This window comes from Mesorhizobium sp. M5C.F.Ca.IN.020.29.1.1, assembly GCF_003997375.1.
GTDB lineage: Bacteria > Pseudomonadota > Alphaproteobacteria > Rhizobiales > Rhizobiaceae > Mesorhizobium > Mesorhizobium wenxiniae.
Genome location: NZ_RZSW01000102.1, coordinates 1 through 14,437 on the forward strand (window position 1 = coordinate 1; position 14,437 = coordinate 14,437).

Annotated in this window: 18 protein-coding genes and 1 pseudogene; 17 read left to right on the forward strand and 2 right to left on the reverse strand. The window is 60.9% G+C overall.

Going from position 1 to position 14,437, the window contains the following annotated elements; all coding sequences use genetic code 11:
* Together smpB and dapA are read right to left on the reverse strand one after the other, a co-directional pair.
* The coding region (gene smpB / locus EOA85_RS11095) for an SsrA-binding protein SmpB (protein ID WP_127209438.1) at nt 1–317 on the reverse strand (317 nt) is incomplete at its 3' end.
* Nucleotides 318–342: 25 nt separating this feature from the next.
* Nucleotides 343–1,224: a 4-hydroxy-tetrahydrodipicolinate synthase gene (gene dapA, locus EOA85_RS11100; protein WP_065009853.1), complete on the reverse strand. Its 882-nt coding sequence runs from the start codon at nt 1,222–1,224 to the stop codon at nt 343–345.
* Between the two features lie 331 nt (nt 1,225–1,555).
* Here dapA and EOA85_RS11105 point away from each other — a divergent pair, with 331 nt between their 5' ends.
* The 17 genes and pseudogenes from EOA85_RS11105 to EOA85_RS11185 all read left to right on the forward strand — a co-directional run.
* On the forward strand, nt 1,556–3,595 hold the full coding sequence (locus EOA85_RS11105) for a lytic transglycosylase domain-containing protein (RefSeq protein ID WP_127209439.1): 2,040 nt from the start codon (nt 1,556–1,558) through the stop codon (nt 3,593–3,595).
* Nucleotides 3,596–3,760: 165 nt separating this feature from the next.
* Nucleotides 3,761–4,660, forward strand: coding sequence for an alpha/beta hydrolase (locus EOA85_RS11110; RefSeq protein WP_127209440.1), 900 nt, complete (start codon nt 3,761–3,763; stop codon nt 4,658–4,660).
* Nucleotides 4,661–4,928: 268 nt separating this feature from the next.
* Entirely contained in the window at nt 4,929–6,164 is a 1,236-nt protein-coding gene (locus EOA85_RS11115; RefSeq protein ID WP_127209441.1) for a site-specific integrase, read from the forward strand.
* Nucleotides 6,157–6,756 (forward strand): hypothetical protein, encoded by a 600-nt coding sequence (locus EOA85_RS11120; RefSeq protein WP_127209442.1) that lies wholly within the window; start codon nt 6,157–6,159, stop codon nt 6,754–6,756. The genes EOA85_RS11115 and EOA85_RS11120 overlap by 8 nt, the downstream gene beginning before the upstream one ends.
* 83 nt (nt 6,757–6,839) lie before the next feature.
* The gene (locus tag EOA85_RS11125) at nt 6,840–7,037 is read left to right on the forward strand and encodes an AlpA family phage regulatory protein (protein ID WP_029354494.1); all 198 of its coding nucleotides are present in this window, start codon (nt 6,840–6,842) and stop codon (nt 7,035–7,037) included.
* Nucleotides 7,038–7,656: 619 nt separating this feature from the next.
* Nucleotides 7,657–8,094, forward strand: a complete 438-nt coding sequence (locus tag EOA85_RS11135) for a hypothetical protein (protein ID WP_127209444.1) — start codon at nt 7,657–7,659, stop codon at nt 8,092–8,094.
* Nucleotides 8,095–8,444: 350 nt separating this feature from the next.
* Entirely contained in the window at nt 8,445–8,786 is a 342-nt protein-coding gene (locus EOA85_RS11140; RefSeq protein WP_127209445.1) for a hypothetical protein, read from the forward strand.
* Entirely contained in the window at nt 8,783–10,297 is a 1,515-nt protein-coding gene (locus EOA85_RS11145; protein WP_127209446.1) for a hypothetical protein, read from the forward strand. Before EOA85_RS11140 ends, EOA85_RS11145 begins: the two co-directional genes overlap by 4 nt.
* Before the next feature lie 12 nt (nt 10,298–10,309).
* A complete protein-coding gene (locus EOA85_RS11150) occupies nt 10,310–10,882 on the forward strand; it encodes a hypothetical protein (protein WP_127209447.1) in 573 nt (190 codons plus the stop codon).
* Complete coding sequence (locus EOA85_RS11155; RefSeq protein WP_127209448.1) at nt 10,882–11,367, forward strand: hypothetical protein; 486 nt, start codon at nt 10,882–10,884, stop codon at nt 11,365–11,367. Before EOA85_RS11150 ends, EOA85_RS11155 begins: the two co-directional genes overlap by 1 nt.
* Nucleotides 11,367–12,110 (forward strand): hypothetical protein, encoded by a 744-nt coding sequence (locus EOA85_RS11160; protein WP_127209449.1) that lies wholly within the window; start codon nt 11,367–11,369, stop codon nt 12,108–12,110. Before EOA85_RS11155 ends, EOA85_RS11160 begins: the two co-directional genes overlap by 1 nt.
* A gap of 11 nt (nt 12,111–12,121) precedes the next feature.
* Nucleotides 12,122–12,346, forward strand: a complete 225-nt coding sequence (locus tag EOA85_RS11165) for a hypothetical protein (RefSeq protein ID WP_127209450.1) — start codon at nt 12,122–12,124, stop codon at nt 12,344–12,346.
* A 166-nt stretch (nt 12,347–12,512) separates the two neighbouring features.
* Nucleotides 12,513–12,686: a hypothetical protein gene (locus EOA85_RS37410; protein WP_164759599.1), complete on the forward strand. Its 174-nt coding sequence runs from the start codon at nt 12,513–12,515 to the stop codon at nt 12,684–12,686.
* Nucleotides 12,687–12,690: 4 nt separating this feature from the next.
* Nucleotides 12,691–13,284 (forward strand): hypothetical protein, encoded by a 594-nt coding sequence (locus EOA85_RS11170; RefSeq protein ID WP_127209451.1) that lies wholly within the window; start codon nt 12,691–12,693, stop codon nt 13,282–13,284.
* Complete coding sequence (locus EOA85_RS11175) at nt 13,281–13,778, forward strand: hypothetical protein (RefSeq protein WP_127209452.1); 498 nt, start codon at nt 13,281–13,283, stop codon at nt 13,776–13,778. Before EOA85_RS11170 ends, EOA85_RS11175 begins: the two co-directional genes overlap by 4 nt.
* Entirely contained in the window at nt 13,771–14,106 is a 336-nt protein-coding gene (locus EOA85_RS11180) for a hypothetical protein (protein ID WP_127209453.1), read from the forward strand. The genes EOA85_RS11175 and EOA85_RS11180 overlap by 8 nt, the downstream gene beginning before the upstream one ends.
* Nucleotides 14,103–14,437, forward strand: a pseudogene (locus tag EOA85_RS11185) (hypothetical protein); the annotation flags it as partial. The gene EOA85_RS11180 and the pseudogene EOA85_RS11185, both read left to right, overlap by 4 nt.

Genomic DNA, 14,437 nt, shown 5'->3' on the forward strand with positions numbered 1-14,437 from the left:
ACAGGATCGACACTCTGCGACAGCTTGGCCATCTCGCGCTTGTTGAGCAGGAGTTTGCGGCGCCGGCGCGGCTCGTGGTTGAAGCGGTTGGCTTGCAGATATTCCGGCAGATAGGAGTTGATCAGCCAGATCTCACCGCCCTCGACCGAGGCGTAAGAGTCCTGGATGTTGGCCTGGCCCTGGCGCAGCGATTTCACCTCGGTGCCGGTCAGCACCAGGCCGGCCTCGATCGTGTCGAGCACCTCATAGGAAAACCGCGCCTTGCGGTTTTCCGCAACGGTCTTGTTGTTGGGATCGGCTTTTCTGACTTGATTCATGATGCGGAGAGGTGGCGCCTCATCCCTAATTAATCAAGCCGGCGTGCTTCATGGCCGCATCGATCTTCTCGGCGGTCGACTGCTCGACGGTGACCAGCGGTGAACGCAGCACGTTCTCGACCTTGCCGAGCTTCGACAGCGCATATTTCGCGCCGGACACGCCGGGTTCCAGGAAAATCGCCTTGTGCAGCGGCAGCAACCGGTCCTGCAAGTCCAGCGCCTTGGCGTTCTCACCGGAAAGCGTCGCCTCCTGGAATTCGGCGCACAGCCGCGGCGCGACATTCGCCGTCACCGAGATGCAGCCGACGCCGCCATGGGCGTTGAAGCCGAGCGCCGAGGCATCCTCGCCGGAAAGCTGGATGAAATCCTTGCCGCAGGTCGCGCGCTGCTCGGAAACCCGCTCGACCTTGCCGGTGGCATCCTTGACGCCGATGATGTTCCTGAAGTCACGCACCAGCTCGCCCATCGTTTCGGGCGTCATGTCGATCACCGAGCGCGGCGGAATGTTGTAGATGATGATCGGCAGGCTGGTCGCTTTGGCGACGGCGGCGAAATGCGCATAGAGACCGCGCTGCGTCGGCTTGTTGTAGTAAGGCGTGACGACGAGTGCAGCGTCGGCGCCCGCCTTCTCGGCATATTGCACCAGGCCAACCGCCTCCTCGGTGTTGTTGGAGCCGGCACCGGCGACGACCGGAGCGCGGCCCTTGGCGACCTCGATGCACACTTTGACTACGTGGCGGTGCTCGTCATGCGACAGCGTCGGCGACTCGCCGGTGGTGCCGACCGGAACCAGACCGCTCGTGCCTTCGGCGATCTGCCAGGCAACGAGAGCGCGAAAGGCTTTCTCGTCGAAACGGCCGCTCTTTTCGAACGGTGTCACGAGCGCGGTAAGCGAGCCTCTCAGCATGTCGTCCAACTCCCTGGGACTAGCGCATGACCCCGAAAATCGGAGTCGATTTTCGCGGGGGATCATGCGCCAAATTTAAAGTGCTACAGCGTCCTTTGCGCGTCTGAGACGACGCACGGCGCTGTAGGTGTTTTGTCGTGCGCGCCTTCTAGCCGAAAGCGAAGCGGCGCACCATAGTCTCGACACTGTTGCGCGGCAAGCATGGTGGTAATGCCAGCAAGCGCAATTTGAAAGGCCTCGATAGCGTTGTTTACGGGCTCTTCATCACAGCCAACTAGGCTTCGGTTGACCTGTGCCTGTTGGTAATGTGTAGACAGGAAATGATGAAGCCATGCCGACCAGGCAGCCTCATTTTTTTGCGCTGCTTGGCGCAATTCTCCTGCTGACGCCGAGCCTTGTGGCCGCGGGCAAGATCGATGTGCAGGTCACGTCGGCCATACCGATACCAAACCTGCAGGATAGGGGTCTGCACGATACGGGATCTCCATCCGTCAGTGTCGCCAGGCTGAAAAGCGGCCTCGATGCGCTGGCGGCAAACGACATTGCCGGTGCGCTTCAAGCGCGCGAAACCCTGCCGGTCAATTCGCTCGACCGGCACATCCTTGCCTGGGCGATCGCACTCTACGGCGGCGACAAGGTGCCAAGCGGCGACATCGCCGATGCTGCGAAAATGCTGCCGAACTGGCCGGGCTTGATCGCCTTGCGCAAGAACAGCGAGCGTGCGCTCTATCGCGAAAATCCCGCGCCTGAGACCGTGGTGAAGGCTTTCGGCGGCAGCCAGCCACAAACAGTCGAGGGCGTGGTGATCCTCGCCCGCTCCTATGTGTCGCAGGGCAACGTCGAGGCAGCGCGCTCGGTGCTGTCGCCTTTCTGGCGCACTGAGAAACTGGAAGCCAAGGACGAAGCGGCGATCATCTGGGAATTCGGCAAGCTCATCGCCGCCGCCGACCACAGCTTTCGCATGGAGCGCATGTTCTATGCCGACCGGGTCAATTCCGCGCTGCGCGTCGCCGGCCTTGCCGGCGCCCAACAGCTGGCCGATGCCTGGGCAGCGGCGGACAGGGGCGACAAGAAAGCGGCCAAACTGCTGAAGGCGGTGCCCGCTGCGCAGCGTTCGGCCGGCTATTTCTTCGCGCAAGCCCAATCTCTACGCAAGCAGCAGAAGTTTTCCGACGCCGCCGCAGTGATGATGAAGGCGCCGAGCGACCGCAGCGCACTGATCGATCCGGATGCCTGGTGGGCCGAGCGCCGGGTGCTGTCGCGCGAACTGGTCGACCAGGGCGACATGAAGACCGCCTACAAAATAGTCTCAGCACACGCCGCCGAAAGTGCTGCCAACGCGGCGGATGCGGAGTTTCATGCCGGCTGGTACGCGCTGCGCGGCCTCAACGAGCCCAACACCGCTGCCAGGCATTTCGCGCGGATCGCCGATCTCGCCCAGGGGCCGATCTCGCTGTCGCGCGCCTATTACTGGCTCGGCCGTGCGGCCGAAGCCGGCGGTCCCGGCAGTGCGAAGGATAATTTCACCCGTGCCGCTGGTTACGGCACGACCTTCTACGGCCAGCTCGCCGGCGAGCGCGTCGGCCGGCTGGTCCTCAACATCGCCCATCCGCAGCCGAGCGCCGCCGATCAGCGGAATTTCGCCAATCGCGAGGCGGTCAGCGCCATCAAGCGGCTGCAGGAGGCGGGCTATGAGCGCTACGCCGACACGCTTTACCGCGACCTCGCCGGGCAGTTGACCAGTCCCGGAGAGCTGGCGTTGCTCGCCGCTATGGCGGAAAAGCAGGGCAACCATTTCCTGGCGCTGAAAATCGGCAAGATCGCCGGCGCGCGCGGCATCGATGTCGGCGCGCTGTCGCACCCGCTCGGCGTCATTCCCGCCACCGCCAACATTTCCGGCTCCGGCAAGGCGCTGGCCTATGCGATCGCTCGCCAGGAAAGCGAATTCAATATCGGCGCCGTCTCCAGCGCCGGCGCGCGCGGGCTGCTGCAGCTGATGCCGGGGACCGCCAGGCAATTGGCGAAGAAGGCCGGGATGACGTTCTCGCAGGCGCGGCTGACCACCGACGCCGGCTACAATGCGACGCTGGGCGCCGCCTTCCTCGGCGAGCAGCTCGGCCGCTTCGACGGTTCCTATGTACTGACCTTCGCCGGCTACAATGCCGGCCCCAACCGCGCCGCCCAGTGGGTGGCCAGATTTGGCGATCCGCGCGGCAAGGACATCGACTCAGTAGTCGACTGGATCGAGCGGATTCCTTATACGGAAACAAGAAGTTACGTCCAGCGCGTGATGGAGAATTACGAAGTCTACAAGATGCGCATTTCCGGCAAGTACGATATCGTTGGAGATTTGGTGAACGGGCGGAGTTGAAGAGCGTCGACGGCGTTCGAGATTGGCGAATGCGTCGATGACGGCCAATCTCCCTCACGAGGGGGAGATCGGCAGTTCCGCCGGTCCGCCTTCCCGATTTGACCGCACCTTCCCTCGCCTGTAGCAGTCGGAGACTATCCGGCAGCAGCGAGGAACCACGTTTAGATGCCCAGCGACCAGGGTTTTTCCGATTTCTTCTACGCCTCGCCGGACGGGCTGCAACTTCACGCCCGTGTCTACGGCGAAGCGAATTCCGAACACTGGCCGGTCGTCTGCCTGCCTGGCCTGACCCGCAATTGCCGCGATTTTCATGAGCTGGCGCTGCACCTGTCGCGACGGGCGGAAGGTTCGCGAAAAATTGTCGCTTTCGACTACCGCGGGCGCGGGCAATCCGCCTACGACCCCGATATCGGCCATTACAATATCGGCGTTGAAGCCGGTGATATCCTCGCCGGGTTGGCGGCGCTGAGCATCGAGGCGGCGGCGTTCATCGGAACGTCGCGTGGGGGGCTGATCATCCATGTGCTCGGCACGATGCGGCCGGCCGTCCTTAAAGCCGTCGTCCTCAACGACATCGGCCCAGTGGTCGAGGCTAGTGGTTTCGCCTATATCCGCTCCTATCTCGAGCAGACACCAAAGCCGAAAACCCATGCCGAGGCGATCGGCGCCCAGTGCGGCGCGCATAGCAGCGACTTTCCAGCTCTGACCGAGGCGGATTGGGAGCGGATGGTATCGGCCCTCTACCGAGAGACGGATGAGGGGTTGGTGCCGGATTTCGACCCGAAGCTGGTCGATACGCTGGCGGGTCTCGACCTTACTCAGCCACTGGCAGATCTGTGGCCGCAGTTCGAGGCGTTGGCGGCCATACCCTTGCTCGCCATCCGCGGCGCCAATTCGAAGCTGCTTTCCGCCGAGACGCTCGAACAGATGCGAAAGCGTCACCCTTGTGTCGAGACGATTACGGTCGAGGGCCAGGGCCATGCGCCTTTCCTCGAGACCGGCGGCCTGCCCGGCGCCATCGCCAATTTTCTTGATAGGGCCGAGCAACGCATCGGTTCGAGCTAATGCTCGAGAACTGAGGAATTTATTTGAGGCAGTGCCGCAGCGCATCCTGCTTTCGCGGAAAGGGGGGACTTATCCTGCGAAGCGCCCAGCGCGAAGCAGGATGGCGGAGAGGATGTCCGTCTCCGCCTAATCCAAGGGGGTCTAAGGGTGTCTCAGTTATCCACTGAAATCCTTATGTCACAAGGGATTGAGTTCCGACAGCGTCCAAAGGGGTCTTGCTAAGTCCCGGCATAAGTTGTACGTAAGCTTGTTCGCAGGGAGAGTTCGAATGCAAATCAACCGCCTCACCGTCGCCGGGGTCAATGCCCAGAACAAGCCGGGGCTGTATGCCGATGGGCTCGGCCTTTATCTCCAGGTTGCCAAGGGCGGTTCGAAATCCTGGATCTTTCGCTACATGCTTGCCGGCAAGCCGCGCAAGATGGGCCTGGGTTCGGTGCATACCGTGCCGCTCAAGCTGGCACGAGATCGCGCCGCAGAGCAGCGCCTCAAGCTCCTCGATGCAGACGACCCAATTGAAAAACGCAAGGCCGAACGGGTGGAGAAGCTGGCGGCATCGGCAACCGTCCTGACCTTTAAGCAGGCGGCGGAAGCCTATATCAAGTCGCATCGCTCGGGCTGGAGCAACATCAAGCACGCCGCACAATGGACCGCCACGCTGGAAACCTACGTCTATCCCGTGTTCGGCGACCTTGCCGTCTCCCGTGTCGATGTCGGTCTGGTCATGAAGGCGCTCGATCAGATCTGGACGACGAAGCCAGAGACCGCCACGAGGGTCAGGGGACGTGTCGAAAGCATTCTTGATTGGGCGACAGCGCGGGGCTACCGGCAAGGCGACAACCCGGCCCGGTGGCGCGGGCATCTGGACAAGCTGCTGCCTGCCCGTAGCAAGGTAGCCAAGGTCAAGCACCATGCCGCACTTCCCTATGTCGAGATCGGCGCCTTCGTCGGCGACGTGCGAAAGATGGAAGGTATCAGCCCGAAAGCGCTGGAGTTTGCCATCCTGACAGCCACCAGGACGGGCGAGGCGGTGGGCGCCCGCTGGAGCGAGATCGATACTGAAAACGCTCTGTGGACCATCCCTGCCGGCCGCATGAAGGGCAAGAAGGAACACCGTGTTCCGCTCTCCGATCGGGCACTTGAAATCCTCGCCAGTTTGCCTCGGGAAAAAGATTCCGATTACGTGTTCATTGGCGAGAAGAAAGGCCAGCCCCTTTCCAACATGGCGCTGTTGATGACGCTGCGCCGCATGGAACGAACCGATCTGACGACCCACGGCTTTCGCAGCACCTTCCGCGACTGGGCGGCAGAGCAGACGGCATATCCAAACGAAATGCTCGAAATGGCGCTGGCGCACACGGTCAGCGACAAGACGGAAGCCGCCTATCGCCGAGGCGACATGATGGAGAAGCGCCGCCGGCTGATGAGCGATTGGGCAGACTACTGTGCAAGCAAAAAGCCGTCCGCATCGAACGTCACACCGATCAGGGCAGCCGCCAATGGATAAGGGGGCAGCGCTGAAAAAGATGCACGAGCGTCTGGTGGACCTCTGCAATGATCTGATTGGGCTGCAGGGATTGTGCGCGGTTCGGGGGTATGAGGAAGAACTGGGCCGTGAAAGGGCCTCTGCCGCTCTCAACGCGGTTATCAGCTATCTCAGGGACATTGGATTGGACGGCGCGTGGCGGGAGCCCCTTCTAGAGCTATCGGCGGCCCTGGACGATGCGAAGTATGGGCGGGCAAATCCAATCACCAAACCCGTTCCGATGCTCCCAGGCACCCCGAACAAGCTTGTGATGGATCGCGCTGATGAAGGCATGGCAGCAGCAGCCGTGGATATCCTAGTCGCTCACGGCCTGGAGAAGTCAGACGCAGCCCTAAGCATTGTCGCCAAGCGGTTGGGCTACAAGAAGGAAACGCTCCGCGCCATACGAAAGAACCTGAGAGCGCCAAAGACCAGCAAGGGGCGTCCGCCGAAGGCATCCAAAGAGGCTGTTGCCGCCTTTGACTACTGGCAAAAGGAACTCGCGCGGCGCGGGATGCCAGCCGCCGCCTTCGTTGAAGCGATGCTAGCGACGCGAGGGTTCAAGAAGGAGTAATCCACCCAATGAGTTACTCCTGAGCCTCTGTTTTCCTGTGAGTGCCAGCAAGTTCTAGCTGGCCTCAACAGGAGAACACCACCATGGTCCAAACGATCCTTCGCCGCGACGAGGTAGAGCGCGCAACCGGTCTTCCCCGGTCCACCATCTACGCCAAGATTGCCGCCGGCAACTTTCCCAAGCCGATTCAACTTTCCGCCCGCGCTGTCGGCTGGCTGGAGAGCGACATTGCTGCCTGGCAGAAGTCCCGCATTGACGCCCGTGATGGGGTGGCCGCATGACTCTGACCCCTCCCGAGCACGAGCATAGCGCTGCCATCGACGCAGCGGCTGAATGGCTATCCCAGAACCCGCGCGACCGTATAGGGCGCCCGATCATCCCCACGTTGCGGGAGCGTTTCGGCGTTACGATTGCTGAAGCTTGCGAAATATGCCGCGAGGCCAATTTGCGTCGTCAGCGTGCGGCATGAGGGCATCAAAAAAGCGAAAGCCGGCCGCGTATCTGGCGCGAACCGACTCTCAGGAAATGTCACGCTTGGCGGCTGATGACGTTTTGGAAATTAACTGTAATCCGGTTTATTTTCAAGCAAAACGATTGCAGTCCCGCTTCGCCATATCTTGGCCACTCGCTCGCGTCGTCGCCGACCATGTCTACGGGCGGGCGCCTATATGACCTCATCGGCGACGAAGTGGAAGAACGCGCATCCCAAAGCCGTATGGGCTCAGCAAGCGCTCAGGTCCGCTGTAAAGCGCGGCCTGATCATCCAGCAACCTTGCGAGGAGTGCGGCGCCCTCGATGCCGAGGCGCACCATGATTGCTATGACCGCCCCATGGATGTTCGCTGGCTCTGCCGGCTTCATCATCGCCGCGAGCACATACGGCTGAAATGCGAGGCGATCAATGGGTAAACTGGTCCGGCAGTTCCACAAGGTCGGGCCGACCGTCTGGCGATCAAGGCGCTTCCTGGCCCTGACAAACGACCAGAGGCTTCTCTGGTTCTACTTCAGCACCGGCCCGCACCAAACGAGTGCGGGTTGTTGCCTGGTGCCGCCTGCCTATGCAGTGGCCGATCTCGGCTGGACAATGGACCATTACCAACTCTGCCTCGATGCCTTGGCTACGGCTGATCTGATCTGCCACGACGAGGAAACCAACGAGATCTACGTGTGCCGCTGGTTCCAGACCTCACCTCCGACGAATGGCAAGCACGCCGCCGGCATTGCCAGCCACATCTACAAGCTGGACAGCGACAGAGTTCGGGAAAAAGTCGAGGCCGAATTTGATGAAACGGAATGGGGAGCCCAGTTCATGACCTCGCCATCCATAGCCTCTCGATAGCCTATGCAAAGGGTATCGATACAACAGAAGCAGAAGCAGAAGCAGATCAGATCCAAAAGCAGAGATCAGAAGCAAAGACAGACGGGCTTTTGAGGGAAGGAAGGCAACAGACCGATCATCCCCAACGTAGCCAGCATGTTTTCTCCCTCGCCTCAGGAGTGGCAAAAAGTTTGCCACACCAGCAATGTCAGCGGAGGGTATTTCCGCCTAGACATGTTGATTTCCAAGGCGGTTTCGCGTTTTGTTCTTGCTCTACGTACAAATGTGCGTACATTCAGCACTGATTTGGAGACATCGAATTGGCCCTAGATGCAGCAGAGACGAAGCAGGCAACCCGCAGGGAACGTGGCGTGACGCGTAACGGCAAGCTGCGTCTCCCAAGCCTGGACAACCTTGACCGGCGCACGGCCGCCTATCGGGATGCAATGGACCTTATCGACCGGGTGATTGGCGAGCGCGGCGGCCGGGATCAGGTTGACGTGGTTCGGGCTGCGAGTGCAGAAACCTGGTCTGTGCTTACGACGCAGCTTCGTGCGCTTCAGGTGCAATGGTTGAATGGCGAGAGTGTGGACTGGTCGGAGTTCACGACCATTGCCAATGCACGCCGCCGTGAGGGTGAAACGCTCGGCAATCCTGAGCCGAAGGACGTGACGATAAGCCTTCGAGACCAGATGCGTGGTGCGGCCTCGTGAGCGCTTCCTCGCCCTCTCCCCTGGATTTCTTCGCTCGCCTCAACTGGATCGACGGCAGGCCGCTCCTCGACACCATGGAGCCCTACAGGCGCGAGTTCATGACGCGGGCGCTCTACACCCTCCGTGACGACGGAACCCCGCTCTACAACCTCGTGCTGTCAGGCAGGGCCAAGAAGAACAACAAGACCACTGACCTGGTGCTGGCGGGCTTCTACCGCCTGCTGATCTGGGACAGCCCGCACGGCAACGACGTGAACATCCTTGCCAATGACGAGGACCAGGCTGGCGACGATCTGAAACTTGCCAAGAAGCTGGTTGACGCCAACCCCGGAACGCTGGGCCGCGAGGTCTATTCGCTGACCAAGGGCATCAAGCGGCACGACAACCGAGGTGAGATTCGCATCCTGCCCGCCCGCGATGCTCTTGGCGCACACGGCAAGACGGCATCGCTCAACGCCTATGACGAGATCCACGGCTACAAAAACTGGGACATCTTCGAAGCCCTTGCACCGGACCCGACACGCGCCGATGCGCTGCAATGGATCACCAGCTACGACACGATCTATTCCAGCCCTGGCGTGCCGCTGTACGACATGAAGCAGCTCGGCAAGGCCGGCGGTGATCCCCGCATGCTGTTCTCGTGGTACTCGGGCGAACTCTGCACCGATGAGGCATTCGCTGATCTCCCGCAAGAGCAACGCGCTAACCCGTCGATGGAATCATGGCCGGAAGGCCCTGCATATCTCGAACAGCAGCGGCGCCGGCTTCCTACACACAAGTTCCGCCGGCTGCATCTCAATCTGCCTGGCGCGCCAAACGGGGCGTTTCTCGATGCCGACATGGTGATGCGATCGATCGTGCCGACGCTTCGCTCTATCCCGCCTGAATCCGGTGTGAAGTATCGTGCCTTTGTAGACATGAGCGGCGGCAGTTCCGACGATGCGACCCTTGCGATTGCCCATAAGGACAAGCGCGACCGGCTGATCCTCGATCTGCTCGTTTCGCAGGACGGCCCGACGCCGTTCAATCCGCAGAGGGCGGTAGAGAAGTTCGCCAGGCACATGAAGGTCTACGGCATCAGCAAGGCCATCGGCGACAACTACGCCGGCGAGACGTTCAAATACGCTTTCGAAGGGCAGCAGATTCAGCTGAAAAGCTCGCCTTTGAGCCGCACGGAGATTTATGAGGCTTTCGAGCCCTTGCTCAATGCTGGTGACATTGAACTCCTCGATGTGCCGAAGTTGCAGGAGCAGCTTTTGACGCTGATCGTCCGCGGCGCGCAGATCGACCATCAGCCCGGTGACCATGACGATTTTGCCAATGCCGCAGCCGGCGTGCTGACGCTCGATTTCGAAAAGAATGCCGGGAGGTACTCAAATTCGAAGGGACAGCAGCCGGTCGTGAATTTGGGTCACGCAAACATGAAGACGCGGCGAGACCAGCGCGCGCGGGCCACGCCAACAAACAACACACGGTCGGGCTACGGCGGCCCACCACCGTGGCGAGAGTGAAAGGAACACGCAATGGCTGACATTTCAACCCGCCGCACAGAGGCAGAGACGCGGCTTGCAGAGCTTCGGCAGATGCAGGGCATCGCTTTGCTGGACGACACGGAATTCGACCACAGCCCGTTGAACGAGGTGGAGAAAGAACTTGCCGCCCTTGATGCCGCCGAAGGCGAGGCAGTGCGCCGGCAGCGTGAGCAGGCCGCGGCAGCCGAACAGCAACGCCTCGCAAATCTGCGCGAGACGCTGGCCATCGTGGAAGAAAACCGCCTTGAGGCCGTCGACCGTGCCGAGAAGGCAGCCCGTGATCTCTGCGAAGCTCTGAAAGAAGTTCGAGCCCGTAGCGCCGATGCAACGCGGCTCCTGCGCGTCCTAGGCGTTCATCCTGCCGTGCTGCTCGATACGTATGAATCCGAGTTCCGCATGAGCTTGCGTTTTGCCGCGGCAATCAAGCCCTTGGTCGGTCTCGGCCGGCGCTTCGGGCAGATCACATTCCCCGAGGCTCGCAGCCCCTACGACAAGCCCTGGCGGGCTGAAGAACAGGCACTCGCAAACCCCGACATTTCCCGCGCTCTGAAAGGATCTTTCTGATGGCAAAGACCGCTGCACTCGATATTCCCGCATCATCGGAACGGGCCGTTCCGGAGATCGACCCGGCCCGCGTGACGCTGCAGCACTCCGGTCAGATTTGGCGGGAGTACATGGCCCGCGTCCCGGCCGATTTCGTCGCCGACGACCTCAAGAGCCCTTCGGCATGGCGCAAGGTGCAGGCGTCCCGGAATGCGCTGAAGAAGTTCGACCGTGTTTTCGTGGTCGCATTCGATGAATCCTGGATGGCTGAGGCGATCGTCGCCAGCGCCGATTCCAAGGGGGCGGTGCTGGCAAAGCCGCGCGTGACGACCATGCCGGCGCGCTATGACGCCTTGTTTCAGGACGAGCTCTATCGAGTGGCATGGAACGGCTTCGGCTACGTGGTGGAGCGCAAGGCTGATGGCCACGTGATGACCCAGGCCACGGCGAATCCTGAACTTGCGACGCGGCTGCTGGTCCAGCTTTACCCGGCGAGGGCAAGCTGATGAGCAACGAACTTACAGTTTCAGAGAATTCTGGCGCGGCCGCTGCGACTGGCCCTGCGACAGATGGCCTTGCGGGTGGTGTCGCACAGTCGGGTTTTGCCTCCTTGACTGTCGATCCTGCCCGCAAGGCAGAAATTGAGCGGATCATGAATGAGGATTTCGACCTCTACGAGCGTTCCGGCCTGAACAAGGAATATCTCGCGCTGCTCGAAGCAGAGCAGTTCGAACTAGATGCGGATTCGATGCCGGCGACGCGTCCGCTGCCGGCCGATGTGTCGCGCAACGAAATGTGCAGTTCCGAAGCCGGTCGGCGTCTTGTGATGGATTGGGAGCGGGCCGGCGGCTTCAAGGTGCATCTCGCCAATGTGCAAAAGACTGTCTCGAAAATGGTTTCAGCCATTGGGAGCAATCGTGCCCAACGGGCTTTCATGGAGCGCTTCGACCGGGACGTTCCGGAAGGCGCCCGTTATGCAATCTACGGTGACATCGCCATGGGCGATTCGATGTATGTCGCACCGGCGACGGGCGACCAGATGGCCGAGTTCGGCAAAACCCCGGCCGGGAAGGCAATGCTTTCGGAATGGGGCTCTCGGGCCGCTGAAAACGTCTCTGTGATTCGGGCGCGAGCCGCCCGCATGATCAGCCAGATGCCTGACGACGATGTTCCCGAGTTCTTGGCCTGGGTAGATGAACTGCCGGCCGAAATCGTCACCTCGATTTATCGAAACCTCACCTCGAACTAGGAGAAATATCAATGGGTAATCTTTTTGGCGGTAGCAAACCCAAACCACCAGAACCGGTTCGCATGCCGGTTCCTGACGATACTGCATCGCTTGCAGCAGCGGATCGCCAGAAGCGGCAGATCGCCCAGCGCACCGGCCGGGCTTCCACCATAATGTCCCGCAATACCCGTTCTCCCAGCGAAGCGGGAACGCAGGCCTACACCTCGACATCGCTTGGCGTGGGCACCGTCCAATGACCAGCGATCTGCTGGACGAGTTGCCTTTCATGGAAGGCTTCGACCAGGTCGTGCCTCTCGCGGCACGGCTGGCAGCATATGACGAGTTGGAGCGCGGCCCTCTTGTGGCCATCACGCCGGCAAGTGCATCGGAGGTGAAGCTGTTTGCATCCACCCCGCCGGCAGGATGCTGGTGGAAGAGTGGGGCAGTGCTGGCGCCAAAATGGTGGCGATGCTGCGCAGCCGCGCGGCCCGCATGACTGACAACATGAGCCAGGAAGACGCGGACGGTTTCTGGACGTGGTTCGACAATCTTGAACCGGCTCCCGCCGCGGCAATCTTCCGCCAGTTGGCAGGGTGACGGGATGATAGCCTTCCACGGCTCACCATGCCTGTTCGATCGCTTTGACGCGGCGAAAATCGGTGTTCCCGCACGACCGCTGTGGCCGGTCAAGCCGGGCGGCGTTGTTGGCTCCGAGGGCTGGGGAATCTATCTAACCAACGATCGGCAATACGCTGCGACGTATGCGGTTCAAAGGTGGCGATATGAGATCGCGCCCGTCTCTCAAGGCGGTGGCTACGTCTACGACGTTCAAGCGCCGGATGGGGTCTACATCGACAATGAGAGGCTTTGCTCGGAACAGCCCGAGCCTGCCCGAACCATCTTGCTGGAGGCTGTATCGCGCTTTGATGATCTTCAGCTTCGTCAAAAGGGGTGGCTCAAATACCGGATCGATAATGCGACAGGGCAGAACCACTACAGTCAGATTGGGGTGCTGCTCAGAGCCTATCGGATGGCCGGCTTGCCGCTGGAGCCGAACCTGATCGCGGCCGGACATGTAGGCTGCAAAAGACGCTGGGATGAAGAGACCACCGTTTTCACGGTTTTCGATCCCGATCACCTTCAAATTTTATCGGCATCACCTTTGCTGCCATCTCAGATGATGGAGGCCGCATGACCTACACGTTTTTCACAGAGGGTCACTGCATGGGCGGCTTCATCCCGACCGGCGCCCAACTGGAAGCAGATCCGACGCCGGAGATTCAGCCGGGTCAGTTGGTGGCTGTGGTGCTGAAAGAAACAGGGCCGATGCGGGGCCTGGCCCAATCTCTGCACGGCAATAGCTGGCTGGGCGTCGTGAAGATGTTCCTCGGCACGACCACAACCCGAGCCGGCCGCAAAGCTTACATGCTGGGCCAGCTTGAACCCCCGATCGTGCTTGCCGTGGAGGAAACCCACATGGCTGCGATGCACCGGATCGTCGGCGCCAAGGAAACCCCTTGGATGCTCGAAAACACCGAGGATCAAGACGCCAATCTAGAGGCCGCGCTCGACCTGATGTCGCCGTGGTTCTGCGGAGGCGCGACCAAGCCGATCGGCCCAAATTGGCGCCCTGTGGACATTGAAGCGATGGTTGAGACGGCAAAGCTATTGGAGAACATCGATGCATAAATTTCATTGCGGACTTATCGAAACCGCCGCCGGTCCTTCGATCGGAGCAATTGCAGACCTTGGCGACCTTTTCCTGAAGGCGCGCGACGCTGGCCTGAGCCCGGACGAGGAGGTGAGGTTCGCCGATTTGCTGAACTTTGCGACCCAGAACACGATTTTCGCGAACCTGTTCTATGTCAGGCCGACTCTCGATTTCCTATTCCTCAGTTCAATGCGGGAAGTGGCGTCGCCGGGCTACGCGTCCCGCGTGGCACGCAGCCGCAGGAAACAATACGGTCAGCGCAGCGTGTCTCCCAAGCCGCTCGATCCATTCGGGGGCTTCAAATGACCAGCATTCAGGTCGAAATCAATGACGGCCTGTCATCCTCAACGGCCATCAAAGGGCCGTGCAGCGCCGCCACAACGGCAAACATCACGCTTTCCGGGGAGCAGACCGTTGATGGCGTTGCTGTGGCCACGAGTGACCGCGTGCTGGTCAAGAATCAGACTGCGGCATCGGAGAACGGAATCTATATCGCGGACACTGGTCCATGGCGCCGGTCGAAGGATTTCAACAAAACCCGCGACATTCGCAAAGGGACAATGGTCGTTGTCGCTGGCGGTACGCTTGGGTCCGGATTGTGGCAGATCACAACGGCTGACCCGATCTCTGTCGGGAC

What these genes read in the sequence shown, in the direction of transcription:
- dapA (WP_065009853.1), bottom strand. Translation starts at nt 1,224, where the DNA reads ATGCTGAGAGGCTCGCTTACCGCGCTCGTGACACCGTTCGAAAAGAGC.
- EOA85_RS11105 (WP_127209439.1), top strand. Translation starts at nt 1,556, where the DNA reads ATGCCGACCAGGCAGCCTCATTTTTTTGCGCTGCTTGGCGCAATTCTC.
- EOA85_RS11110 (WP_127209440.1), top strand. Translation starts at nt 3,761, where the DNA reads ATGCCCAGCGACCAGGGTTTTTCCGATTTCTTCTACGCCTCGCCGGAC.
- EOA85_RS11115 (WP_127209441.1), top strand. Translation starts at nt 4,929, where the DNA reads ATGCAAATCAACCGCCTCACCGTCGCCGGGGTCAATGCCCAGAACAAG.
- EOA85_RS11120 (WP_127209442.1), top strand. Translation starts at nt 6,157, where the DNA reads ATGGATAAGGGGGCAGCGCTGAAAAAGATGCACGAGCGTCTGGTGGAC.
- EOA85_RS11125 (WP_029354494.1), top strand. Translation starts at nt 6,840, where the DNA reads ATGGTCCAAACGATCCTTCGCCGCGACGAGGTAGAGCGCGCAACCGGT.
- EOA85_RS11135 (WP_127209444.1), top strand. Translation starts at nt 7,657, where the DNA reads ATGGGTAAACTGGTCCGGCAGTTCCACAAGGTCGGGCCGACCGTCTGG.
- EOA85_RS11150 (WP_127209447.1), top strand. Translation starts at nt 10,310, where the DNA reads ATGGCTGACATTTCAACCCGCCGCACAGAGGCAGAGACGCGGCTTGCA.
- EOA85_RS11155 (WP_127209448.1), top strand. Translation starts at nt 10,882, where the DNA reads ATGGCAAAGACCGCTGCACTCGATATTCCCGCATCATCGGAACGGGCC.
- EOA85_RS11160 (WP_127209449.1), top strand. Translation starts at nt 11,367, where the DNA reads ATGAGCAACGAACTTACAGTTTCAGAGAATTCTGGCGCGGCCGCTGCG.
- EOA85_RS11165 (WP_127209450.1), top strand. Translation starts at nt 12,122, where the DNA reads ATGGGTAATCTTTTTGGCGGTAGCAAACCCAAACCACCAGAACCGGTT.
- EOA85_RS37410 (WP_164759599.1), top strand. Translation starts at nt 12,513, where the DNA reads ATGCTGGTGGAAGAGTGGGGCAGTGCTGGCGCCAAAATGGTGGCGATG.
- EOA85_RS11170 (WP_127209451.1), top strand. Translation starts at nt 12,691, where the DNA reads ATGATAGCCTTCCACGGCTCACCATGCCTGTTCGATCGCTTTGACGCG.
- EOA85_RS11175 (WP_127209452.1), top strand. Translation starts at nt 13,281, where the DNA reads ATGACCTACACGTTTTTCACAGAGGGTCACTGCATGGGCGGCTTCATC.
- EOA85_RS11180 (WP_127209453.1), top strand. Translation starts at nt 13,771, where the DNA reads ATGCATAAATTTCATTGCGGACTTATCGAAACCGCCGCCGGTCCTTCG.